Annotated in this window: 15 protein-coding genes; 3 read left to right on the top strand and 12 right to left on the bottom strand. The window is 41.1% G+C overall.

What is annotated here, in order from left to right; genetic code table 11:
- Positions 1-23: 23 nt before the first annotated feature.
- The 12 genes from MKZ12_RS04335 to MKZ12_RS04280 all read right to left on the bottom strand — a co-directional run bounded on the left by MKZ12_RS04335 (position 24) and on the right by MKZ12_RS04280 (position 17,414).
- Positions 24-3,797 carry an SDR family NAD(P)-dependent oxidoreductase gene (locus MKZ12_RS04335; protein WP_339258929.1) on the bottom strand — a complete coding sequence of 1,258 codons (3,774 nt, stop codon included), beginning with the start codon at positions 3,795-3,797 and terminating at the stop codon, positions 24-26.
- A 36-nt stretch (positions 3,798-3,833) separates the two neighbouring features.
- Positions 3,834-4,994 carry an ACP S-malonyltransferase gene (locus MKZ12_RS04330; RefSeq protein WP_339258928.1) on the bottom strand — a complete coding sequence of 387 codons (1,161 nt, stop codon included), beginning with the start codon at positions 4,992-4,994 and terminating at the stop codon, positions 3,834-3,836.
- Positions 4,995-5,009: 15 nt separating this feature from the next.
- Entirely contained in the window at positions 5,010-6,485 is a 1,476-nt protein-coding gene (locus tag MKZ12_RS04325) for a condensation domain-containing protein (RefSeq protein WP_339258927.1), read from the bottom strand.
- Positions 6,466-8,073, bottom strand: coding sequence for a non-ribosomal peptide synthetase (locus MKZ12_RS04320; RefSeq protein ID WP_339258926.1), 1,608 nt, complete (start codon positions 8,071-8,073; stop codon positions 6,466-6,468). The genes MKZ12_RS04325 and MKZ12_RS04320 overlap by 20 nt, the downstream gene beginning before the upstream one ends.
- Positions 8,074-8,087: 14 nt before the next feature.
- Positions 8,088-9,227: a condensation domain-containing protein gene (locus tag MKZ12_RS04315; RefSeq protein ID WP_339258925.1), complete on the bottom strand. Its 1,140-nt coding sequence runs from the start codon at positions 9,225-9,227 to the stop codon at positions 8,088-8,090.
- Positions 9,208-11,865, bottom strand: a complete 2,658-nt coding sequence (locus tag MKZ12_RS04310) for a condensation domain-containing protein (protein WP_339258924.1) — start codon at positions 11,863-11,865, stop codon at positions 9,208-9,210. The genes MKZ12_RS04315 and MKZ12_RS04310 overlap by 20 nt, the downstream gene beginning before the upstream one ends.
- A 105-nt stretch (positions 11,866-11,970) precedes the next feature.
- Complete coding sequence (locus MKZ12_RS04305) at positions 11,971-13,077, bottom strand: ABC transporter permease (protein ID WP_339239653.1); 1,107 nt, start codon at positions 13,075-13,077, stop codon at positions 11,971-11,973.
- A 1-nt stretch (position 13,078) separates the two neighbouring features.
- Entirely contained in the window at positions 13,079-14,233 is a 1,155-nt protein-coding gene (locus MKZ12_RS04300; protein WP_339239650.1) for an ABC transporter permease, read from the bottom strand.
- A 4-nt stretch (positions 14,234-14,237) separates the two neighbouring features.
- Positions 14,238-15,155: an ABC transporter ATP-binding protein gene (locus tag MKZ12_RS04295; RefSeq protein WP_339239647.1), complete on the bottom strand. Its 918-nt coding sequence runs from the start codon at positions 15,153-15,155 to the stop codon at positions 14,238-14,240.
- Positions 15,156-15,408: 253 nt separating this feature from the next.
- Positions 15,409-16,569: an ABC transporter permease gene (locus tag MKZ12_RS04290; protein ID WP_339258922.1), complete on the bottom strand. Its 1,161-nt coding sequence runs from the start codon at positions 16,567-16,569 to the stop codon at positions 15,409-15,411.
- An 80-nt stretch (positions 16,570-16,649) separates the two neighbouring features.
- Entirely contained in the window at positions 16,650-17,081 is a 432-nt protein-coding gene (locus tag MKZ12_RS04285) for a MarR family transcriptional regulator (RefSeq protein ID WP_339239642.1), read from the bottom strand.
- Positions 17,082-17,246: 165 nt separating this feature from the next.
- Positions 17,247-17,414, bottom strand: a complete 168-nt coding sequence (locus tag MKZ12_RS04280) for a DUF3934 family protein (protein ID WP_076333364.1) — start codon at positions 17,412-17,414, stop codon at positions 17,247-17,249.
- A 311-nt stretch (positions 17,415-17,725) separates the two neighbouring features.
- Here MKZ12_RS04280 and MKZ12_RS04275 point away from each other — a divergent pair, with 311 nt between their 5' ends.
- The 3 genes from MKZ12_RS04275 to MKZ12_RS04265 all read left to right on the top strand — a co-directional run bounded on the left by MKZ12_RS04275 (position 17,726) and on the right by MKZ12_RS04265 (position 22,121).
- Complete coding sequence (locus MKZ12_RS04275) at positions 17,726-18,586, top strand: PRD domain-containing protein (protein WP_339239640.1); 861 nt, start codon at positions 17,726-17,728, stop codon at positions 18,584-18,586.
- Between the two features lie 184 nt (positions 18,587-18,770).
- Positions 18,771-20,669 (top strand): beta-glucoside-specific PTS transporter subunit IIABC, encoded by a 1,899-nt coding sequence (locus MKZ12_RS04270; RefSeq protein ID WP_339258921.1) that lies wholly within the window; start codon positions 18,771-18,773, stop codon positions 20,667-20,669.
- Between the two features lie 42 nt (positions 20,670-20,711).
- Complete coding sequence (locus MKZ12_RS04265) at positions 20,712-22,121, top strand: glycoside hydrolase family 1 protein (protein ID WP_339258920.1); 1,410 nt, start codon at positions 20,712-20,714, stop codon at positions 22,119-22,121.
- Positions 22,122-22,211 lie beyond the last annotated feature (90 nt).

Below are 22,211 nucleotides of genomic sequence, written 5' to 3'. Positions count from 1 at the left end.
TTCAATCGCCTCTTTCATGATTATTATTTATTGAGAAATGCCAGCATCTCTGCTGCATCATAATGACCATCACTTTGTTCTGTCACTGCCTCCTGGTTGTCCAGCTGATTGATAAGATCAACCTGACCCTGTATCGTTGCAATAGAGAACAATGTTGTTACATCGAATTGTCCAGGAAACGCTAGATTCAATTCATCACATAAATGTACGATTGTAATAGAGTCCCCTCCTTGTTCAAAGAAACTAACATTATGGTCGTAATCATCTTCACCAAGAGTTCTCCCCCATGCAGCAACGATATGATCTTTAACACGATCAGAACCCGTGTATACCTTCTCAGTTTGTTGCTTCCTGTGCATTTTTGTAACAGGACTGAAGAGAGAAGAATATTCATCTGCTGTACGTTTTAGCTTAAAGAGAGCAGCCGACTTGGCATTCGATTGAATGAACCGATTTAATAATGGAATGCCCTCTGCACTGGTTAATTTCTCGAAATAGTAATCTTCCATTCCTGCTGACATACCTACATCCTGCCAACCCGTTAGATTGAGAACTCTTACATTCGTATTCGTTAAGGGCAAGCCCGATTGATATGCATTAGCCATGGAATACTCCGCTTGTCCCATCGCCCCAATTACACCCGCTAGTGAGGAAAAATGAATGATCTCTTGTACTTCAGGGAAATACATTCCCAACAGATGTGAACCTTCTATTTTACTTTTTGTTTTCGCACAAAACTCATTCCTGGACTTGTTAACAAACAATCCCTGAGCCGGCTCACCTGCAAAGTTCAAAATATAATCAAGTTTGCCATGATACTGAGCAGCAAAAGAAGAAACTTCATCCTCATTAGATATATCCAACTTGAGATAACTCACATTATCTCTTGATGGCAGACCATCCCACACGGACCTTCTTCCCGCAGCTATGATATGGATGTCAGCATATCGATCAGCCAAATCTCTTGTGTATGCCTCACCAATTCCAGAACTGGCCCCAACGATCAGTACAGTCTTACCTTCGGAGAATTTGTCCCGGGATGATTCATCCACTTTCAAATTCTTCAAACGCAGGATATAGAACTTACCTTCCCGGTGAATAATATGTTGCTCCGACCCATAGTCAACTCGCTCCACATCCGTTGAATATGTATGATCTGTATCCACAACAATAACTTCACTATTCACTTCCAGCCTTAAGGCATAGGCACCCATGGCTATGGAACGATTTAACGCATTCATTTTGGGATACTCACTCTTCTTATCTGTGTATCCTAAAACTCCTGAATTCACGTAATAAAACTTTTTCATATGCAGGATTTTATTTAAACTGATTAGCACTTTTCCAAGGGTATACGTCTCATCCGCAACACGATCTATCTCTGTGTAATTCCGGTCCCACAGGTATACGTGCTTTAACATATCTTTCTCTTGAAGCCCTATCGCCTTCTCGTTGATTTCTGTTAGTTCCGTAAAATAGACTATTGGACTATCAAGTTGAAGTTGGGAACGCAAGGATTCATGTACAAAATGGATCGCTTCGGATGGACTGTACGAATGTTGTGTAAACGTTGCAGGTATAATCTCTTCTTGCTTAAAATATGAACTCGATTCTTCCTTGTTAAGAGCATTTTTCACTTTATAATGATCAGCAGATAGAATAAGATTCCACTGTCCATCGAACAAATTAACATTAAGTGATAGGATGATGTTTCCTCGTTCATCCATGGTGCGATCTACTAATTCTATTTCCGAATAGAATTCTTCTCCTACAAGTTCAAACTGCTCAAAACGGATATCGCTCCAATACCATGGAAACACAATCTGTTCCGGTTCAGCCATTCGGTTTAGAGCATTGAAGGCAGGATCGAGAATGGAGGGATAAAAGCTATACATTGAGAATTCCACTTTGTACTCTGAAGGAGGTCTCAGCTTAACTACAGCTCTTGTATGTTCTTGATTAGTCCATAAACGATCTACTACATCCCATCTTCGGGATACAGCAATATCTTCTACTCCTTCGCCCCCAACTTGGCTTGTTACAGCGACTTCCATAAGTTCTCCTGCTTTTATTCTCTGATCCAGCTCTGTAGCCGTTCTTCTTATCGGTTTGTGCAATGAAGATTTATCATGTAACTCAAACTGTAGCCAAGTCTTCAACACACCAGCAGTCCTATATGTTACAACCACCTTTAAGGTTTTCTTATCCAGTTTGAGTAGAATCGTCAGAGGGCCATCTTGAACCGCCATCTGATTCATAATGTGAAGACCATTAATGTCATAGTGCTCAAGAGTGTACGGTGTACAACCTAACCCCTGGGCTATCATTTCAAAAATACTTGTACCCACAAGCAGATGTTTTCCATTGAACTGATGTTCACGAATCTCCCATTGTCTCTTACTGTGTAAAGGAAACTGCACGATAAGCCACTCATCCGTTTCCAAGCGCTGAAGATCATCTTGTACTGTGAATGAATTTTCATCTAATGGGAACCAGTAACTCTTTAAATTCAATGGCAATTCCTTAACTTGGGATGGCACCGAACAGCTATATTGTTGAAGAATAACGTGAGCATTTGTACCCGTCATGCCGAAGGAACTAATACCTGCAAGCGCATGTTCTTCCAGCGGAACAGATTGATCCGGAATATAGAAAGCTGATGTTTCAAAATCAATCTCCTCATTGGGAATCTGAAAATCTGGATGAGGTAACACAACGCGATTACGTAAAGATAAGGCCGACTTAATCAATGAGAACAACCCTGATGTTACATCCAGATGTCCGAAGTTGGACTTACCTGCTGTCAGAGCAATTTTCTGTTTTGTTTTAACACGTTCTGAAAAGTAATTACTCAGGCTCTCAAATTCGATCGTGTCTCCGATAGCTGTCCCCGTACCGTGTGCTTCAATAAATGCCAGCTGCTGCATCTCATCCTGAAGGGGAGCCCATGCCTGTTCTATCAGTCGTTCTTGCGCATCCGGGTTAGGCGAAGACATATTCATCGTTTGACCATCGTTATTCATGGCGTAGCTGCGGATCAGACCATAGATAAAGTTACCATCCCGTTCTGCATCCTCCTTCCGTTTGAGAATTACAGAACCTACGCCCTCTCCAATGGATGTACCTGTGCTTCGATCATCAAAGGTACGCGTCCTAGCATCTGTTGCCAAAATGTCTACCAATTTATCGGACTTGTACCCCGGCTTAACATAAAGATTAGAACTAACGACTATAGCCTGATCAATAATCCCTTGTCTAAGATCATTTGACGCTTGAATAATAGATACCAGTGATGATGAACAGGCCGTATCCGTCATTATGGAAGCACCACGTAAGTCATAGATATATTGGATGCGACTTGATATGGTCGAGTTTAACATCCCAAGCAGATCCGGTTTCAACTTACGCTGCTGCAACAATAATTGATATTGATATTGCTGTGTGGAGTTCACACTTGCATATACACTGGTTTGAGTACCGCGGATCTGCTCAAGGCAACCCGCATCATTCAGTGCCCGGGTGGCTGATAACAGGGTCAATCTCTGGTTGGGATCCATAAAATCAGCACTTTTTTGTGCGATGTTGAAATATTTATGATCAAATTGATCGATATGTTCAAGATATGAACCTGGCATGAATATGTCCTCAACCAGTTCACCAATCTGTGCATGCCTGTTAGTCGGAAATTTCCCCACAGAAATTCGCTTGTCACGTATTTTATTCCATGCATCATTCATATTCCCACACCCTGGAAGCGTAAGGTCCATACCGATAATGGCAATATCTCCTATACTCAATCCTTTTCCTCCTCTCCTTGATCAGCTTCCAGGAATTTATCCCGCTTTCCAGGCTAATTTGTTACGATAATGCATGATTTGTTCCTCTGGAACTTTTTTGGTCCGAAGAATGAGCTCCAACAAGGATAACGTTTTTTCTACATCCTCAGCCGTTGCCTCTTTTCCAATCTGTGATTTGATCTGGTTATATCCACTAATCACAATATTTTCATATGCTTCCGAATCTTCATTATTATTTTTGGTCGAGACAATAATCCCTAGTGCTCGCGAAAAGACACTGTAGTGTTTATTGACTTCGATGTCGTCCTTCAGTTCATTACTAAGCTTTGAGAGTTGTTCTTCGTTGTGGAGAGCGTGCACTTGCACCTGATTTCCAAGCATTTTGACAAACATTCCGTTCGGGGATAAATCAATGAATACTTGTATGCCTTGCTTCACTGCATAATCTACAGACTGTGTCCAACAGACGGGATTTACCATCTGACTGGATATCCCCTTCTGAACATTAGAGGGCTGATACGGTCTTGCGAATTCGTTGCTAATGACTTCAGTACTCCAATATGGGTTAAACGAGAAACTGTTCAACTGATTGTAAACTTCGTCTGCTGCTGCCTGCATGTAATGAGTATGAAAAGCGCCACTGACTCCTAAAGGAACAGACTCTACCTTGTTTTGTTTGACGAAGTCCTGCAGATCAGTCTTCTTACCCGCAATGACTGTTTGCTTAGAAGAATTATAATTGGCTATATAGATATCTTGTCTATCGCTCAACCATGATTCAACCTTCTCCGGTGAAGCAAACACTGCTGTCATACCCGTACTTTCTTGTGTATCAATTGCTTTTTTCATGGCAGTTCCTCGCACATCTACCAGTTTTAATCCCTCACTATAGCTTAGAGCACCTGCAATGGTTAGTGCTGTAATCTCACCCAGGCTGTGTCCAAGAACGATGCTAGGATATAAACCCACATGTTCCCGGTACAATTGATACATGCACATGGACCCTACATAAGTTGCCAATTGTGCTTTTCGTGTGTCTTGGCTTAGATCAGAACAGAACCACTCTCTGATCGGCTCCTGCAACTGTGTCTCTGCTTGCTCAATCCATTTTAGTGTTTGTTTATTTTTCAGCCATGCTTCCTTTACTTCCTCGCTAATTTTAGTTCCTTGTCCTGCCAACATTATTGCAATTTTCATATCGAGTTATCCTCCTTATAATCGTTCAAGAATTTTATGTGTCAGCATCTCGGAAGTATAGTGATTAAAGAAATCACTTATTTTTAAATTCACTTTGAATTGTTCTCGTATTCTTTTTTTGAACTTTACCAAGAGTGTCGAATCCATACCGAGATCAAAAAAGCTCTCTTCTGCATGTACAGTCTGTTCATTCAGCAATGTGCATACCATCCCGGATACCTCTTTGTATATAACTTCATAGTTATCTTCTCTTAAGATAACGTTTGGAGAAGCGTTATCCCCATCTGTCTTAGTTTCATCTTTCAAACGTAACATTTGATCCAGCCCTATTTCCGTATCAGCGTATAATGCATGGACATTACGACTAAAAATAGATAACAGTTGTTCCATGTCTTCCGAACTATATTCGCTTGATATCATTGTTATATGAAGTTCATTCAGTTGTTTATATATCGAGAAGTGAAGACCATATTTTTCATCGCGATATGTCTCGATTTCATGGAGTGTTATTGCATGCTCATGACTAAGCGTAGTCTCGATCAGACTTCCTGATTTGTAGTCAAATATGATATCCCGAAAAATGTTCATACATTTCATGGACTCCCGATATCTCACAGCATCATAATGGCTGCTCGTTGTCAGATCCTTGAATATCTGTTGTTGAACTTCTGCAGTGAGTTGCTCCACGCTTGAATAATTCTGTGTATCAAACCTCTTATGAAAAGGAACTAACTGAACAAAGTTTCCAAGTGTTCTAAAATTGGTCTGATTTCTACCCAGATACGGATAAGCCAGATACACGGAGTTATGGTTCAGCCAGCCGGCCACACTGATTGCAAAAGCAGTCAGACATAAAGAAAAATCCGTGTATTTGTGTTTGACCATACTCCCCAGTTTCACAGTTTCACTTCGATAGTTCACATGCTCAATCTGTTTGTTGAGCAACCGAGATTTAAATCCTTCATATTCTCCAAAATCAACTGTATTACGCTGTGAGTTAATATTAGAATCCGTATGTTCTTCCACCGAACTGCATTGGAAGGCCAATGGCTCATCCGAGAGATATGCTGCAATTACATCTTGCAAAAAAAGATTAATACTTAAGCCATCAAGTAACGCATGATGTACATTAACAAAAAGGTAATCATTGGTTTCATCAGCCACCTTACATAATACAATTTTGACTAACTCTTTATCTTCCACCGATATCAAGTGAGCATCGAGCATTGCTTGAGGTTCAAACTTAGACTGTGAGCAAATTTCAATTGTAGGTACTTCTGCCGTGATCCATCTCTCAATGTCAGAAGCAATTCGATAGGAAGTCCGGAAAACATCAAATTGTTCAAAGTATAATGTAAGCAGATTATACATTTTGGCAACATTGAGCCCTTCCCCAAACTTCACAATCATGGGAATATTGTAAGCCGTAGGATTCAGTAAACTGCTATTAATGATTCTTTTTTCACTATCACTAGCCGGCTTTGACATCATTCACAATCTCTCCTAAGGTGCGTGTAAATAGCATATCCAGATCTATCGGATAACCCTCTCCTCCTAATTTCCAGATGACTTCCATTGCTTTAATAGAGTCACCACCCAGCTCCAAAAAAGTCTTACTCATGATTAGCTCACTTTGGAGTACACTTGTCATTACTTCTGCAACCTTGTTTACACTTTTGGACTCCTGATCTTTATGTCGGTTCATTGCTTGCATGTCTGTTTTACCATTGTTATTCATCGGGATTTTGCCCACCACCTTAACTGTTGGTATCATATAATCTGGCAGTATATTGCGAAGATGCTGACGGAATGGTTCGAGTTCGATCATATCCGTTACAAACAGGTACAGCCGTGTACCATCATAATGAGCCAGACACTCTTTATTTAGGCCATAGTTGTATGCACAACGTTCAATCTCGCCAAGTTCAATCCGATATCCAGAGACTTTAACCTGCCGATCTGCTCGCTCGACATAGTTCAATTCCCCTCCAGCACTCTCATAAACAACATCGCCTGTCCGATAATAGCGTTGCCCCTCCCAGTACGCAAACGCTTTTTCATTCGCTTGGTCATTGTCGATGTAGCCTCTCATCAAACCTGAGTCAGATAACAATAACTGTCCTTGTTCTCCACGGTTAACCGGTATGCCACTTTCATCCAGAATGAGAGAATTTCCCTGGTCAAACATCTTCCCGATCGGAATCTCTGTTTCATCCCCAATTACCCTATATCGGGTGGCAAAGACTGTTGTCTCCGTTGGGCCATACACATTGTACACATTGCAATATTGCGCCGCTTCATGCAGATGTTTGATGGAAGCACGTTCACCCCCCGTTAAGATGAGTTGCAACTTGCTCAAGTCCTCCACACATTCTTCAACATATAGATTAAACAATCGTGTTGTCAGAAATATCGTATCGATCTCTTCCAAAATCTCTGGGAGGATATCAAAGTCTAGACTATCATCCTTACTTACCATTCTAAGTGTCATCCCATTCAGCAATCCGCCAAAAATTTCGTAGACGGATGCATCGAATTCAAGAGGAGCAAATTGACCAATTACATTGCCTTCGTAGAATTCATTTTGTCTCACAATTTTTTCAATAGATCGATCTTCAATAGCTACAGCCTTAGGCTCGCCAGTTGATCCAGAAGTGAAGATAATGTATAAAAGACTGTTAGCTTGGCGAGAAGCTTGCTGTACCCCCAATACGTCTTGTACCACATTTTGACGGGCACACTCTTGCTTCTCTATTTCATTAAGACTACGAAGTACGACTTTGCCATTCACTTTAGTACGCATTTTATTTTTGCGATGATTCGGATAGTCTTGTGGAATGACGCAATATGCAGCCCCCGCTCGGACAACTCCAAGCATGAGAATGATCGCCTCCAACTTATCCTCCGCCTCAATAGTTACCACATCTTCATTGGCTATTTTTTGCCACATTAAATGTTCTGCTACCCTGGCTGTCAGTATATCCAATTGACCATACGTCAGCGTCTTTGAGGAATCCTTAATCGCAATTTTCTCCTTATGCGTATTGAAACTCCACTCTAATTCTTCTAATACATTCAACAGAAATCCCCCTTTCAGACAAGACAGTTTTTCAGCGTTGTATCCATTAGATCTAACATAAATCGAATTTGCTCTTCACTGTATTGGCTTGGATTATATTCAATTTCGATCTGTGCGTTACCATTCACTAGAAAAACACGGATGTATAGTTCAAATTTGTTTAAGTTATCCGCAGGAATATATTGAAAGTATCTGAACATATCTTCTTCATAGGAATAGACAACTGGATGATCCATGTTACATCGTGTTGGTGGTTCCATGCTCCGCTCTGCAAACGCACTGAGATTATCCAAGGAGATCTGTTGGATCGTTGCTAAAATGTCGCGTCCCCTAACAATTCTTCGGGACTGCATCTGTACAAAACAACCAATCTCATGAAATGCTCCCATACTCATACGCCAATTACCTATAGTTCCATACACGCTGCCTGTGCAAGTCTGTTCTAATACCGATTCCCATAATCCTTGAAAAACTGAATTTCTGGTTACTTTCAACAAGGTTGAAATTTTCTCAATATGTTGAAATTGTTCAGGTTTCAATTGTTTTATTAGACGTTCCAAATGACCTTTTTTAGTTGTTACATGCATATTTTGTCCAGATAGCCTTAAGAATTCTTCCTTAGTAAAAGAAGACTTGTTGGTTTGTAACTCATTAATTCGTTGGTAAAAACCAAAGTCGCTATCTGGTGAATTCCGGGATCGTCCTGCAAGGTGATCCATAAACATAGATTCAAAGTTTCGAATACCCCATCCGTCAATACAGATATGGTGAAATTCAATTAGTAAATACATCTTTTGTTTATACTCTGCGAATTGAGTTTTCCAGGGATATTCTTTGGTAAGATCGATCATTTCTTTCCTTTGCTTCAAATAAATTTCGGGATGTTCATCTAAATAGATCTGCGGAATTTCAAATTGATGTGGATCCAGGCGGTGATAAACTTGATTAAACATTCGGTGCTCCGCATCATAGGTATACCGGCTCTGTAAGGTTTGACACTCCTGTATTGTTATTAAAAGAGCAGTGCAGACCTCCTTAAGACTAACAGGTTCTGGAATTTCATAGATGAATGGCAAACGATACACAGGCAATTGATTGCAGATAAACATTTTTCGTTGTATATATGTCAGTTCGCTAGATTGAAGAAGGTCCATCTGATGTTACCCCTCCTTCAATATCCATAGGAATTATCTGAAACTCCCTCAAAGCTCGCTCAAAAGTAACCATTATCCGTCTTTCTTCTTCTGAGTCATATACGTTACTATCGATATACACACTGAGTTGGGAATTTGAAAAACCTCTACGCAGCTGAACGAAAATTTGAAACTTGGATAATCCATCAAATTCAATCGTTTGATCAAATATAGATGAATCCTCAGGCTCTTCCCCTTCTTGCAGTGTTTGAAAAACAACACGAGGATAGGATAGATTAAATCCATGTTCATTCAAATCCATTAAAGATACCGTTTGGTTCATTCTTGCAATATAAAGGCTGTTCTTCAGAATATCCGAATTCGTAGTAGAGAAAAACAAGGGTAAAACTCTGGCAAATGAACCAATGACTTGACTGGTTCGTGCTATAACACGCCCATGATAGACAGCACCAATATATCCCTCTTCGTAATCAAAATATCTGGATAATGAATAATGGACTACGTTTAGTATCCTTAATTCTGTCTCTTCGAAATTCGGTATGCCTATCTCCAGGTTCCAGTGATATGGATGAAAGTATCCACTACCAAGAGATGATTTACCCGGATTGTGGAATTGTTTGTACGGAAGAAGACTTTCCCATTGCTTGAGGGCTATAGAGGTAGCATGACTGTACTCCTCTGCCAATGAAGCATATTGCGAATATACAGGTTTATGATTGTTATAACACTCTGTTATCTGATCTTTTAGGATTTGAATACCCATATGATCAATAAGTATATGATGAATATTGAAGTACAGATACATATCTCCTGTGGAATTCAAATGAACAAGTTTGAAGTCCCATAATTGTGAGTGAGGATGTATACGAAGTGTTTCTTGATCTCGCTGTAGATCGCTTAAATCTCCTACATCCACCCACTCAATATGTACCTGCTGCTGAGGCATTACTGAAGCTATAAACTGGCCATCCTGCATTTCAAATGAAGTGAAAAAAATATCATTTCCTTGAATAACCTGTTCTATAGCTTCTTTAACCCTTTCCATATGGCTGGCTGCCTGAGACGTTAGACGTAAAGCATAACTTACATTGTACATATCCGTATTTATGAAACGAAAACTATCAATAAAGATTGTTTTCAAAAAGCCAGGAAGATGATAATGATTAAGGTTAGTCGATTCTGGTCCATCCTCCCGTTCTGAAATGGACTTTTTACTGAGTTTTTGTTTCAATTCTTTAATTGTAGAAGAAGTATAAATATCATGGTAAGACAATTGAACGTCATAGTACTCGTAGGCATCTGTAATGATCTGAGCAATCTCGAAAGAGGTGATATCCGTATCCAGTAGATGATCTTCTTCGTTATATCGCTCAAACAAAAGTTGGAGTGTAGAACTCCGCTGAGCTTTATCAGCACTAATAGTGGCGCTGTTTTTTGGCTCAACTTCACCTTTTTTGATACTTACTTCCTGCCCACTCATACTTAACTGCTCATCGAGATTAATACTATTCAATTCAAGTACCATCTCTCCCAAACAATCACATACGCCCTTTACTAAGGTGTTATCGTAACGAAACTCCATATACAGACCGTCTTCATATTCATTGAATTGGGTATGGTTATCATATTTGTACAAATAATCTCCCAAAACAAAGGTTGAGAACACTTCAGAATGGGCAATTGGATCTGACATTCGTGTATAAGAGACGACCAAGTCAAAACCCTTCACGCCAATAAGATTCATATATTCCTCATAAGTTAATGCACTTGAAGATTCAATAGCCACAAAAAAATTCTTGAACAGAGCTTTGGCGTTATCCTTGTAACTCAGCTGTTCTGACAGTTGGAATGAATACGGAACAACATCTGTATAATTACCAATCTGATTTTGTTCTGTCTGATGATTCCGCCGTGATATAACTATCCCGAAACGGGATTGCCTACGCTCCGTTGCAAGAGCTATTGCATATAATATGACACCAAATTTGGTAATCCGGAGCTTTTGTGCCAATGATCCTATGGCTTCCCACACTTGTGATGACAATTTGACTTTTCCATAAACGGGATCTTCCAATGGCTCATGAGCAGAGAAATGGGATATGGACTTAAAGGATTCGAAATAGTCATGGAGCATCGATGAATCTTTTTTTCGAATTGTTAGGGACCTCTCTGGCATATCGTACAGACCAGCAGGAACAGAGAACTCACCATGAAGCACTGAATATTCCAATGCGGTCATGAACTCGTTCATCGAATCGCCATCAAACACCAGATGATGGATAAGAAATTCAATTCTGCACTCCGCTTCATCTATATAGTATTTTGCCAACCCTTCTCCCTCAAAAACATCCAGTTTGACATCCTGAAGAGAAATATGACTTCTAAATGAATTAGGCGTGTTTAGCCTTGAACAAAAAGCATATTGGGACTCCTTCTGTACAATGGTTAATCCTAAAGCTTTATGGCCTTCCATTACTCGTTCAATAGCATCAGCTATATTACAAGCCGCCCACTTAGAATCATATTTCACGGTGAAGAATATATCGTAGTTCTTACGATGTTTCTCGGCATACAGAATTTTTTCGTGTAGAGATGATAGATTGGATAATTCGATGGTTTGCGCAACCTGAATGGTCAAGATAATCCGTCCTCCGATCTCCATCGTGTATCCCCGGCATCTCCCTTAAATTCGAGGATGTACCGGGAAAACGAGGTTCTGCTATATTTTATACGCTGGAAGAGCTTAAATATCTTCCGTTCTCACTCTTGTCAGTAGTACAAAAATAACCGCAGCACAGACGAACAAACTGATAATATGCACTGTAATCATGCTACTGTTACCTGTAAACCCACTGAACATCTCATTGTTCAACTCTGTAATCCAATGGGTAGGCAATACACTTGCAATCTTTTGCATGCCTTCAGGCATAATTGAACTTGGCCAGAGTGTTCCGCCTAACATCGCCAGAGGAAGTGATACTACGGTAATAAGCAACCGCCCGGTAGACATTTTGGTTGTACGACTTACAAGCAGTAACCCAATACCTGCCGCGATCATATTGAGTAATCCATACGCCAACACGAGCAATAGAAGTTCTCCGAACGATAAAGACAGATCAATTTGGAAAACTCCGGTCATCAGAGCAATCATAAGTATAAATTGTCCTACACCGATGACTGCAAACACACTTACGGTCTGCACATAGTAGCTCAATTTACTACTCGCTGCCAGTAATAAACGCTGGGTCGTGGTATGCACCTTATCACCAAGGAATAATAGTGTATTGGTCATTGTAAGGAACATAATGATAAACACAATCATATTGAATGAACTCGTTAATACCACCGCATTAGGGTTTCCAAGAATCTTCTGTTCCACTTGTATTGGAGCTTTGGTGGCAGCAGCTTCTTTCATACCTGCGGTTAATGATTCTTCACTGGTGGCATTTTTGGCCAATGTTTTTAAAACAGAGAATACACTATTCAGTTTAATCTCCAACGAGTTTGAATTGAAATTCTGCTCATTCACGTAACTATTCACCTTGAGCAGATCCGGATCATTAAATATGTCCTGAGTGCTTGAAGGGAATACAATTCCCAGATTGGTACTATGATGAATAGCATCATCTGCCGAAGCTGCTTGAGTAATGGTGACATTCTGCTTCTTCAGCATATCCGTGATATAAGAATTCACAGCTGAATCTTCTACATACATCGTAAGTGTGACCTTGGTTGCTTCCTCATATTGCGCTACTACAGAATACGTAAATACAACTGGCAACAACAAGATTAAGATAAAGGTAAGTTTTCGCTTGAAAATACGTCTTAAATACAGTTCGAATACCCGCATCTTATCGTGCCTCCTTTCTTGTGAGGGAGTACACTGCAATTAGAACAAATCCCATTGCAGCAATAAGGGCAGTAAATACAGGCATCAAATCAATTACGCCTTGCCCAATATAATCGAACATTGGACGTTGGAACACTTCATTGATGCTTATGGAACTGAGCTCACCCATATCAAGTTTAACGAATCCGCCACCCACAAATGTCATAACCGGAATCAACAATGTCACTACACCATCCACTTGTTTGATTCGGCGTCCAATAACCCCCAAGAGCAACCCTAGAGCGTTAAAGAAAATTGAACCTGCGATAATGATGAAGAATACAAACATCATGTTGTCTCCATAGCTGACGTTGAAGAAGAGTTTTGCACAGAATACAATGACTGCGCCTTGAAGAATAGATATCGTACACCCTGTTAGAAACTGCCCCATAATTAAAGCTGTTTTGGAAATTGGACTAACCAGATAACGATCTCCTAATGCTTCACTGTACTCTTCCTGTACAAAGTTCATGGTATTAGCCAAACCATATACAAGAATCAGAACTAACATAGTCACGCCATAATAGCTCATCGCTGAAATATTGGAACCACTCTCCGTGGAAGCCTCTGTTGCAGTTCCCGGAGCAACCAACATGTTACTATACTCATGTGAATATACGATATTCGGATTGCCCGCACTCGCAACTTCCATTGCCAGGTAGCCATCACCATAGGCTGATAGGGCCAGGTCTGTAATATTAACTTTCTCAATATTATTATCCTTACCATACACCGTGATGTTACCGTTCTTATTTTTCTCATACTCACTTGTTAGATCTTTAGGCAGATATATATACTGTTCTACCTCTCCAGACTCCAACATCTTGAGCGCTTGTGTGCTACTAGAGCCTACCTTGACATTAAACATCTCTTTGTTGTCTTCACTACTAAGGAATGAAACAATATTTTTCCCAACATCTCCACTATCTTCATTGACCACAACTGTTGAAATCTGAGATATGATAGTGGACTTTGTTTCCTTATCTCCTGTCTGAAACACACCAGACAATGCATTCCCCAGAATCATAATCAAAAGAAGCGGTAACAGGATGTAATTGACAAATACGACAGGGTTCTGAAGCTTACGCTTCATACTCGTTGCAAATATCGTCCACATAGATCTAATCCCTCAGATTCTTTCTTGTTAATTTGAAAAACACTTGTTCCAGATTAGGGGTAATATATTGAAAGCTTTTCACATCTTCGCCAAAAGAATCTTTGATCTGACTTATTGCATTCACGTCATTTTTAGGGACTCCCAACTCGACATTGTTGCCTTCTGCCAGTAATACAACATAATCCTCAAGCTGCTTGGTGTACGCCGTACTTTTACGTTGTAGCTCCAAACGGATGATAGCCTGGTCTGTATGTTCCTGAATTACATCATTGAGCTTACCTTGGCAGAGCAATTGTCCATCATCGATAATTCCGACATGAGAGCAAATTCGTTCAACTTCTTCCATGTAGTGAGAAATATAGATAACGGTTGTTCCAAGTTGATTCAACTCTATAATGGCATCCAAAATTCGATTACGGGATTGTGGATCAACACCCACTGTTGGCTCATCAAGTATGATGACATCCGGGTTGTGGACAATACCACAAGCAATATTGAGTCTTCTTTTCATGCCACCCGAGAATTTTTTAGGTTTTTGTTTGCGTTCTTCCCACAGTCCAACAAATTCAAGGGCAAAACGAACCTGTTTCTTCAAACGCTCTCCCTTTAATCCGTACAGTTTACCGAAAAACAATACATTCTCATAAGCAGATAGGTCATAAATCAAGGCCAAATCCTGTGGAACATAACCTACTCGTTTGTTTGTGCTTGCATTGAGATGTTCGTTAAACCATTGAATTTTACCATTTTGAGGTTTATCCAGCCCAAGCATAACTCTGGTTAAAGTAGATTTCCCTGCCCCATTGGGACCAAGTAAGCCGTAAATCTGACGATCTCCAACCGATAAGGATAATTGTTTTAGTACTGGTTTCTTTTTGTTATAACTGAATTGAATATTCTCTCCAGTAAATACCGTTTGCATATTCGTTTACCTCCTAGATTTGTTGTGCCTTTTATGTAAACTTAGTGTAGCACTCAATCTCATCACTTAAACTTTCATGTCATAACAGGCACGTATGAAGTAATAACTGTACTTTCTGAAACAGATTTTGGCTTCGTAACCGTTAAAACATGACCTCTGATTATTAGGCTCAATAACAAAAACAACGATCCTGAAGATACGATATATCGTATCTTCAGGATCGTTGCTGCACATCAGATCTTTCTTATTATGTTTAGGCTGTAACCGTTGGGACCGTGGGTTGGACAGATTTTTTCTTTTGCATGCCAACTCGCAGCAGCGTAATCCCCCACGTTATAACCGCGATCAACAGAAGATGAATCATGTATCCACCTACGGCTTCTCCACTATAGATCAAACGCATAAATCCCTGTACCCCATTGGAGGCGGGCAAAAAGTTTCCAATATGACGATAGAATGGCGCCAGCATCTCGGCTGGAATGATATTTCCTGCAGTCATCAACTGGAGTGGAACCATCGCCACATTAAATAGAGGGCCTGCATTGCCAAACAGGGCAAAACTCATTTGTGTGAAACAGATACAAGCCAGACTCACCAGCACATGATACAGATACAACGCGCCGAAGGAGCTCGCCACATCCGTGAACTGAAGAGCGACTGTATCCACAATCAGAGGAACGATCACAGCTATACACAATAACAGCAATTGCCGTCCCCAGAAGATTTCCCATTTGGAGTGATTACGCTTCATGATATTCGACGTGATATTGAACTGAATGTTCATGGTCATCGCAGCAATGTAGGTGATAAAACCCAGAATCATAGGCAGCATCGATGTAGCAAAATCACTGACACTGTTCGTTTTATTAATTTCAGCCTTCACAGGCCCTTCATTCATCTTCGCCATCGCTTGTCCAATAGCTGAACTCAGTTTATCGCTGTTTATACTATCGTTATTAAGTGTCACTTGAACCTTGGATTCCAGAATCCCTTGACCCATTTGTGCAGTCATTCCGGTCGCCGCATGTTCCACAATGGATTTGGCTACATCGGCATTTCCCTGATTGATATAAAAGGACAAACTCGCGTCTGTACCGCCTGCAATCTGGTCAGTGAATCCTTCCGGAATAACAATAACCATCGCATAGTTACCCGCATTCATCTGTTTCTCGGCTTCCTGTGAAGAATTCAGAACATTGACATGGAAAGGCGCGAGCGTTTCAATCTGCTTCTGCACCTCTGTTCCCTGTGTCCCATCTTCGTTCACCAAAGCAACTTGAAGTTGATCCACTCTCTCCGTGGCTTGATGATAACCCGTCATCCAGATCACAACAAATAACAGCGGAACAATCAATGCAAAAACCAACCCTATTTTTGTCTGTGGCACTTTAAGAAAATCTTTGAAGCTTTTCATTCGTTCACGACTCCCATTAGTTAAAATTAAAATAATTGCACTACATATATATGCACATGCACATATATGGCCAAAAAAATTTATTTCATCTTTTCATAGATGCGATTCATCACATTCATGAATACTTCAAGCTCTTCAGGGGAACATTCGGCGAGTGCCTCTTGCTCTTGATGTTTTGCCTTTGGTGTCAGAACGTTATTCATTTCCAGTCCTTCCGCCGTCAAACAAAGCAATACCGCTCTGCGGTCCTGTGGATCTTCTTCTCTTGTCACCAGACCTTTACGAATCAACTTGTCTATAATTTTACCCACAGTTGTTTGGTCCCGAACGGTTAATTCAGCCAGTTTTTTCTGTGATATATGACTTCCAGCCTTGCTCAATTCATTCAGAACTGCAAATTGTTCCGGAGTAATATCCTGTTCACTCAGATTTCTGGTTGTTGTTTTTTTATATGCCAGATACGTCCGTGACAGAATCAGTCCAAGTGGATTTTCATCCATATTAACAGGCATACTGATGCTCCTTTCTCCATATAGTAGCACTACCATCTAATTTGCGTAAGCTCTATATTATTACCAAATCTACACTACTGTCAATTTAATTTTCTATATTTCCAAACAAAAAGAGACCCACCCGTTAGTCAGGCAGCTCTCTCCTCTGGCATCGTCAAACCACATTTACTCGGGCTTGCCACTTGAAGTTTCGGTATCATCCTTCTTCTTCGTACCTTTACTTTTATAAGGCTTCGGTGTACTTTTTGCCCGGTTAGCGGCGGCTTGCCATCGGTTCCAGCCTTTTTTACCCGTGCCACGGCCGGTGCCGCCTTTACCTTTTGCTTTACTCATGTTATCACTCCAATAATCCTGTATATGCTTAAAAATGACCGTCCTCGGTAACTTATTATGCAACCCAGCCCATCTAATTCACTTCCAGCATCTCTTATTATACCAAAAATCCACGTCTTTACGTCCATTTCCATAAATCATTGTATTGTTATTCTGTTATGAAAGCGGTATAGTGGACATAATTGAAAGAGGAAGCTGTATCTCCTTCGGGATTGTTACTGGTAAGCAGGCGATACCCAAACCAAGGCTGTCTATGGAGCCTTAGTTTGGGTTTTTTGTTATTATTATGACCATTGAGGTGAAACACATATATGATCATTCGTCAGATTTTCAACAACAATGTCATCCGGGCTGAGAACCAGGTTGGTCACGAATTTGTTGTCATTGGCAACGGTCTTGGCTTTAAAAAGAAAAACGGCCAGCCCGTGGATGAGGATAAAATTGAAAAAACCTTTGTGCTGAAATCAGATAAAATACCGCAAAAGCTCATTGATCTGATTGGGGAAACATCGGTTGAATATTTGAAGTTAGCAGACGAAATTGTGGGCCATGCCAAAAAGGAAATGGGCGATATTTTTAGTGATAATATCTATATATCATTGATCGATCATATTCAGTTTGCCATTACCCGGTACCGTAAATCCGTCGGGCTGAAGAATTCCCTTTTGTGGCAAATTAAAAAGTTTTACAAGAAGGAATTTGGGGTTGGTATGAATGCTGTGGAGCTGATCCAGGAACAATTCGGCATCCAAATGGATGAACATGAGGCAAGTTTTATTGCCATGCATTTTGTCAACGCACGCCAAGATGCTCAAGGCATGAAACAGACCGTTGAAATTACCGAAGTTATTGATGATATCTTCAACATTGTGACCAACCATTACCACATCGCCCTGGATGAAAATTCATTTAATTATTCCCGGTTTATTACCCATCTGCAATACTTTGTGCAGCGAATGTTAAGTAATGAACAGGAGCAATTTGCTTCAGGCGATAACTTTCTGTATGAGCAGGTGAAAGACAAATATAGCAAGGCTTTTCAGTGCACCCAGTTGATTAATCATTATCTTGAAGACAAGTTTGAAAGTGCCATGTCCATTGATGAAAAGGTGTATTTGACGATCCATATTCAACGTGTCACTTCCCGTAACGAGTTGCTGGACGCGGAATAAAAAAAGCTTGCAAACGATTACGGCGTCATATATAGTAGGTCTCACAACTTAACGACAAGGATTGTTACTGCTCAAGCAGGCGATACCTAAATGATTGGCAACAGGTCATCTTTCCGATGATCATAGCCATTCGTTTAGGTATTTTTTTGTTTTCAGGCAATCTTAACAACAAAGGAGAATGAACATGGATCATAAAAAAATGGGGGATGACATCGTTCGTCTCGTCGGCGGAGAAGCCAATATCAATGGTCTTGTCCACTGTGCGACCCGGCTGAGATTTGACCTGAAAGATTCAAAAAAGGCAGAACGTGAAACGCTCGAGAAACACGACGGCATTATTACCGTTGTCGAAAGCGGCGGCCAGTTCCAGGTGGTCATCGGTAGTAATGTGGCTCATGTGTACGCAGAAATTATGAAAAACCGGGATTTCGGGGGAGATTCTTCCTCATCCTCTGAGTCCACTGGAGATAAAACCTCGGTATTATCCAAAGTTTTTGAAATTATATCCGGAAGCTTCTCGCCATTAATTCCCGCTATGGCAGGATCAGGTATGCTAAAAGCTTTGCTGACTGTCCTGACCATGCTCGGATGGATGTCGGATACAAGTGACTCATACTTGATTTTATCCGCTGCCGGCAACGCTGTATTTTATTTCTTGCCCATTTTCCTTGGGATCACACTGGGTATGAAGCTGAAAGCCAATCCTTATGTAGCTGGCGTAATTGGTGCCGCTCTGATGGAGCCGAGCTTCACCGGGCTGATGGATAAGGGCTCAGATGTATCGTTCCTGGGTATACCGGTTGTGATGATGAATTATTCAGCCAGCGTATTCCCAATCTTCATATCAATCAGTATCTACGCTGTTCTGGATAAGTTACTCAAGAAGATCATTTTGAAAGACCTGCAATTGTTCCTTGTACCAATGATTGCTTTAATGATTATGGTTCCTTTGTCTGCATTGGCCTTCGGACCATTCGGCACCACGGTAGGTGACTGGATCTCCTCCGGTGTAACTTGGCTCATTGGCGTCAGCGGTATATTATCAGGGATTGTACTCGGTGGATTCATGACCTTCATGGTTGTCTTTGGACTCCACTGGGGCTTCACTCCCATCACGATTCAGAATATTGGGGTTGGCGGCGATCCAATTGAAGCTATGGCTGCTGCAGCCGTATTTGCACAAATTGGTGTAGCATTTGGTATTTTCCTGAAAGCTAAAAAGAACAAAACCCTGAGAACCCTTGCAGGCTCCACCAGCCTTACCGGTTTACTTGCAGGAGTAACTGAACCAATCGTATACGGTCTGATCTTGCGTTATAAACGTGTAATTCCTATCGTAGTCATCGCAGGTGCGATCGGCGGTGCCATTAATGGTCACTTTGGTGTTAAAATGACTGCTTATGTGTTCCACAATATTTTTGCCATTCCTGTATATACACCAACGGTTGTCTACGTAATTGCGATTGCCTGCTCCTTTGCGGTAGCAGCGGTATTGACGGTGATGTTTGGTTATGAAAGCAAAACGAAAGACACAGCTTCTGAGAAAAATGAATCTGGTTCCAACACATCGGCTGAAAGTACGCCGGTAGAGCTTCCTGTCATACCTGAGACCAAAACAACGGAGATCAAGAAAGAACAAATTTATAGCCCACTTACAGGTAAAGCCGTAGCACTGAACACCATTAATGACCCAGCCTTCTCGACTGGTGCTATGGGCAAAGGTTTGGCGATTGTGCCTGAGATTGGTGAAGTTGTTGCTCCGGTAGACGGTGTTGTCACTTCCCTCTTCCCGACTGGACATGCCATTGGATTAACAACCAATGCAGGTACGGAGATTCTGATTCATATTGGCATCAATACCGTAGCGCTGAAAGGAAAACACTTCTCTCCTGTCGTTCAGGAAGGGGATATCGTCAGACAGGGCGATCTGTTGATCCAGTTTGACATCGATAAGATCAAGGAAGCCGGATATGAAACCGTAACCCCTGTCATTGTTACTCTTACGCAGCAGGAAGTGGATGTATTCGAAACAACTCAGGAACAGGTACAGAAAAATGATGTCCTGCTGACTCTCGTTGTCTGACCCAACTTATCTTATACAAATTCAACTTAGGAGGAACTAACCATGAAACATACTCAACTGAAACCATTTCCTAAAGATTTCTTCTGGGGAGGTTCAACCTCTGCCTATCAGATTGAGGGAGCCTGGAATGAAGATGGTAAAGGCCCTTCTGTCATCGACATGGGAAACCATGTCGAAGGTGTAACCGACTTCAAGGTAACCAGTGATCACTATCATATGTACAAAGAAGATGTAGCATTGCTGGCTGAAATGGGCTTCAAAGCCTACCGTTTCTCGATCGCATGGACACGCATCTATCCGCAAGGAGCAGGTGAAGTGAATCCTAAGGGTCTAGCCTTTTACGATTCTCTCATTAATGAATTAATTAAATATGGTATTGAGCCCATTGTGACCATGTATCACTTCGACCTTCCTTATGCGCTTGAAGAAAAAGGAGGCTGGTCCAACCGTGCCACAATTGATGCATTTGAACAATATGCCAAGACCCTTTATGAGAACTACGGAGATCGGGTTAAATATTGGTTGACCATTAACGAACAAAATATGCTGATCCTGCATCCTGGCTCTCTGGGGACACTGGATACAACACTTGTTGATCCGCAAAAAACACTGTATCAGCAAAATCACCATATGCTGGTTGCTCAAGCTAAGGCCATGGTCCTATGTCATGATATGCTGCCTGAAGCCAAGATTGGCCCAGCTCCCAATATCGGTGTAATTTACCCGGCGAGCTCCAAACCAGAAGATACACTCGCGGCTGATAACTATGCTGCCATTCGTAACTGGCTCTATCTCGATATGGCGGTATACGGACGTTATAATCATATTGCCTGGAGTTATCTCAAAGAGAAAGGATATACTCCCATCATTGAAGATGGAGATATGGACATCCTGGCGCAAGGAAATCCTGACTTTATTGCGTTTAACTACTACACTTCCCAGACGGTTGGTGAAAGTCTGAACGATGGTAATGACTTCTCTCATACAGGAGACCAGCATGAAATTGTGGGTGAACCAGGCGCATATAGAGGATCTGTGAATCCCAATCTGCAAAAAACGGAGTTTGGCTGGGAAATCGATCCGGTCGGCTTCCGCTCTACCCTGCGTCAGATCTACTCTCGCTATCACCTGCCATTAATTGTTACCGAAAATGGTCTGGGTGCATTTGATAAACTGGAGGAAGGCGACGTGGTTAACGATCCGTATCGTATTGAATTTTTCAATAAACATATCGAACAGATTCAACTGGCGATCACGGACGGCGTAGATGTATTTGGCTTCTGCCCTTGGTCTGCGATCGATCTGGTTAGCACACATCAAGGGTCAAGCAAACGTTATGGATTCATCTATGTGGATCGTGAAGAATTTGATATCAAGGATTTGAGACGTATCCGCAAACAGAGTTTCCACTGGTATCAAAAACTGATTGAAACGAATGGAGAAATTCGTTAATACCGTAATCCTTTAATAACATAATAAAAAACAGTCGACCACACGTTAGGTGTGATCGACTGTTTTTTGTGTTAATGTACTTCATTTCCA

Source organism: Paenibacillus sp. FSL R5-0713 (genome assembly GCF_037973325.1).
Classification (GTDB): Bacteria; Bacillota; Bacilli; order Paenibacillales; family Paenibacillaceae; genus Paenibacillus.
Note: the sequence above shows the minus strand (reverse complement) of the source record. Positions and strands in the feature narration are given on the sequence as shown.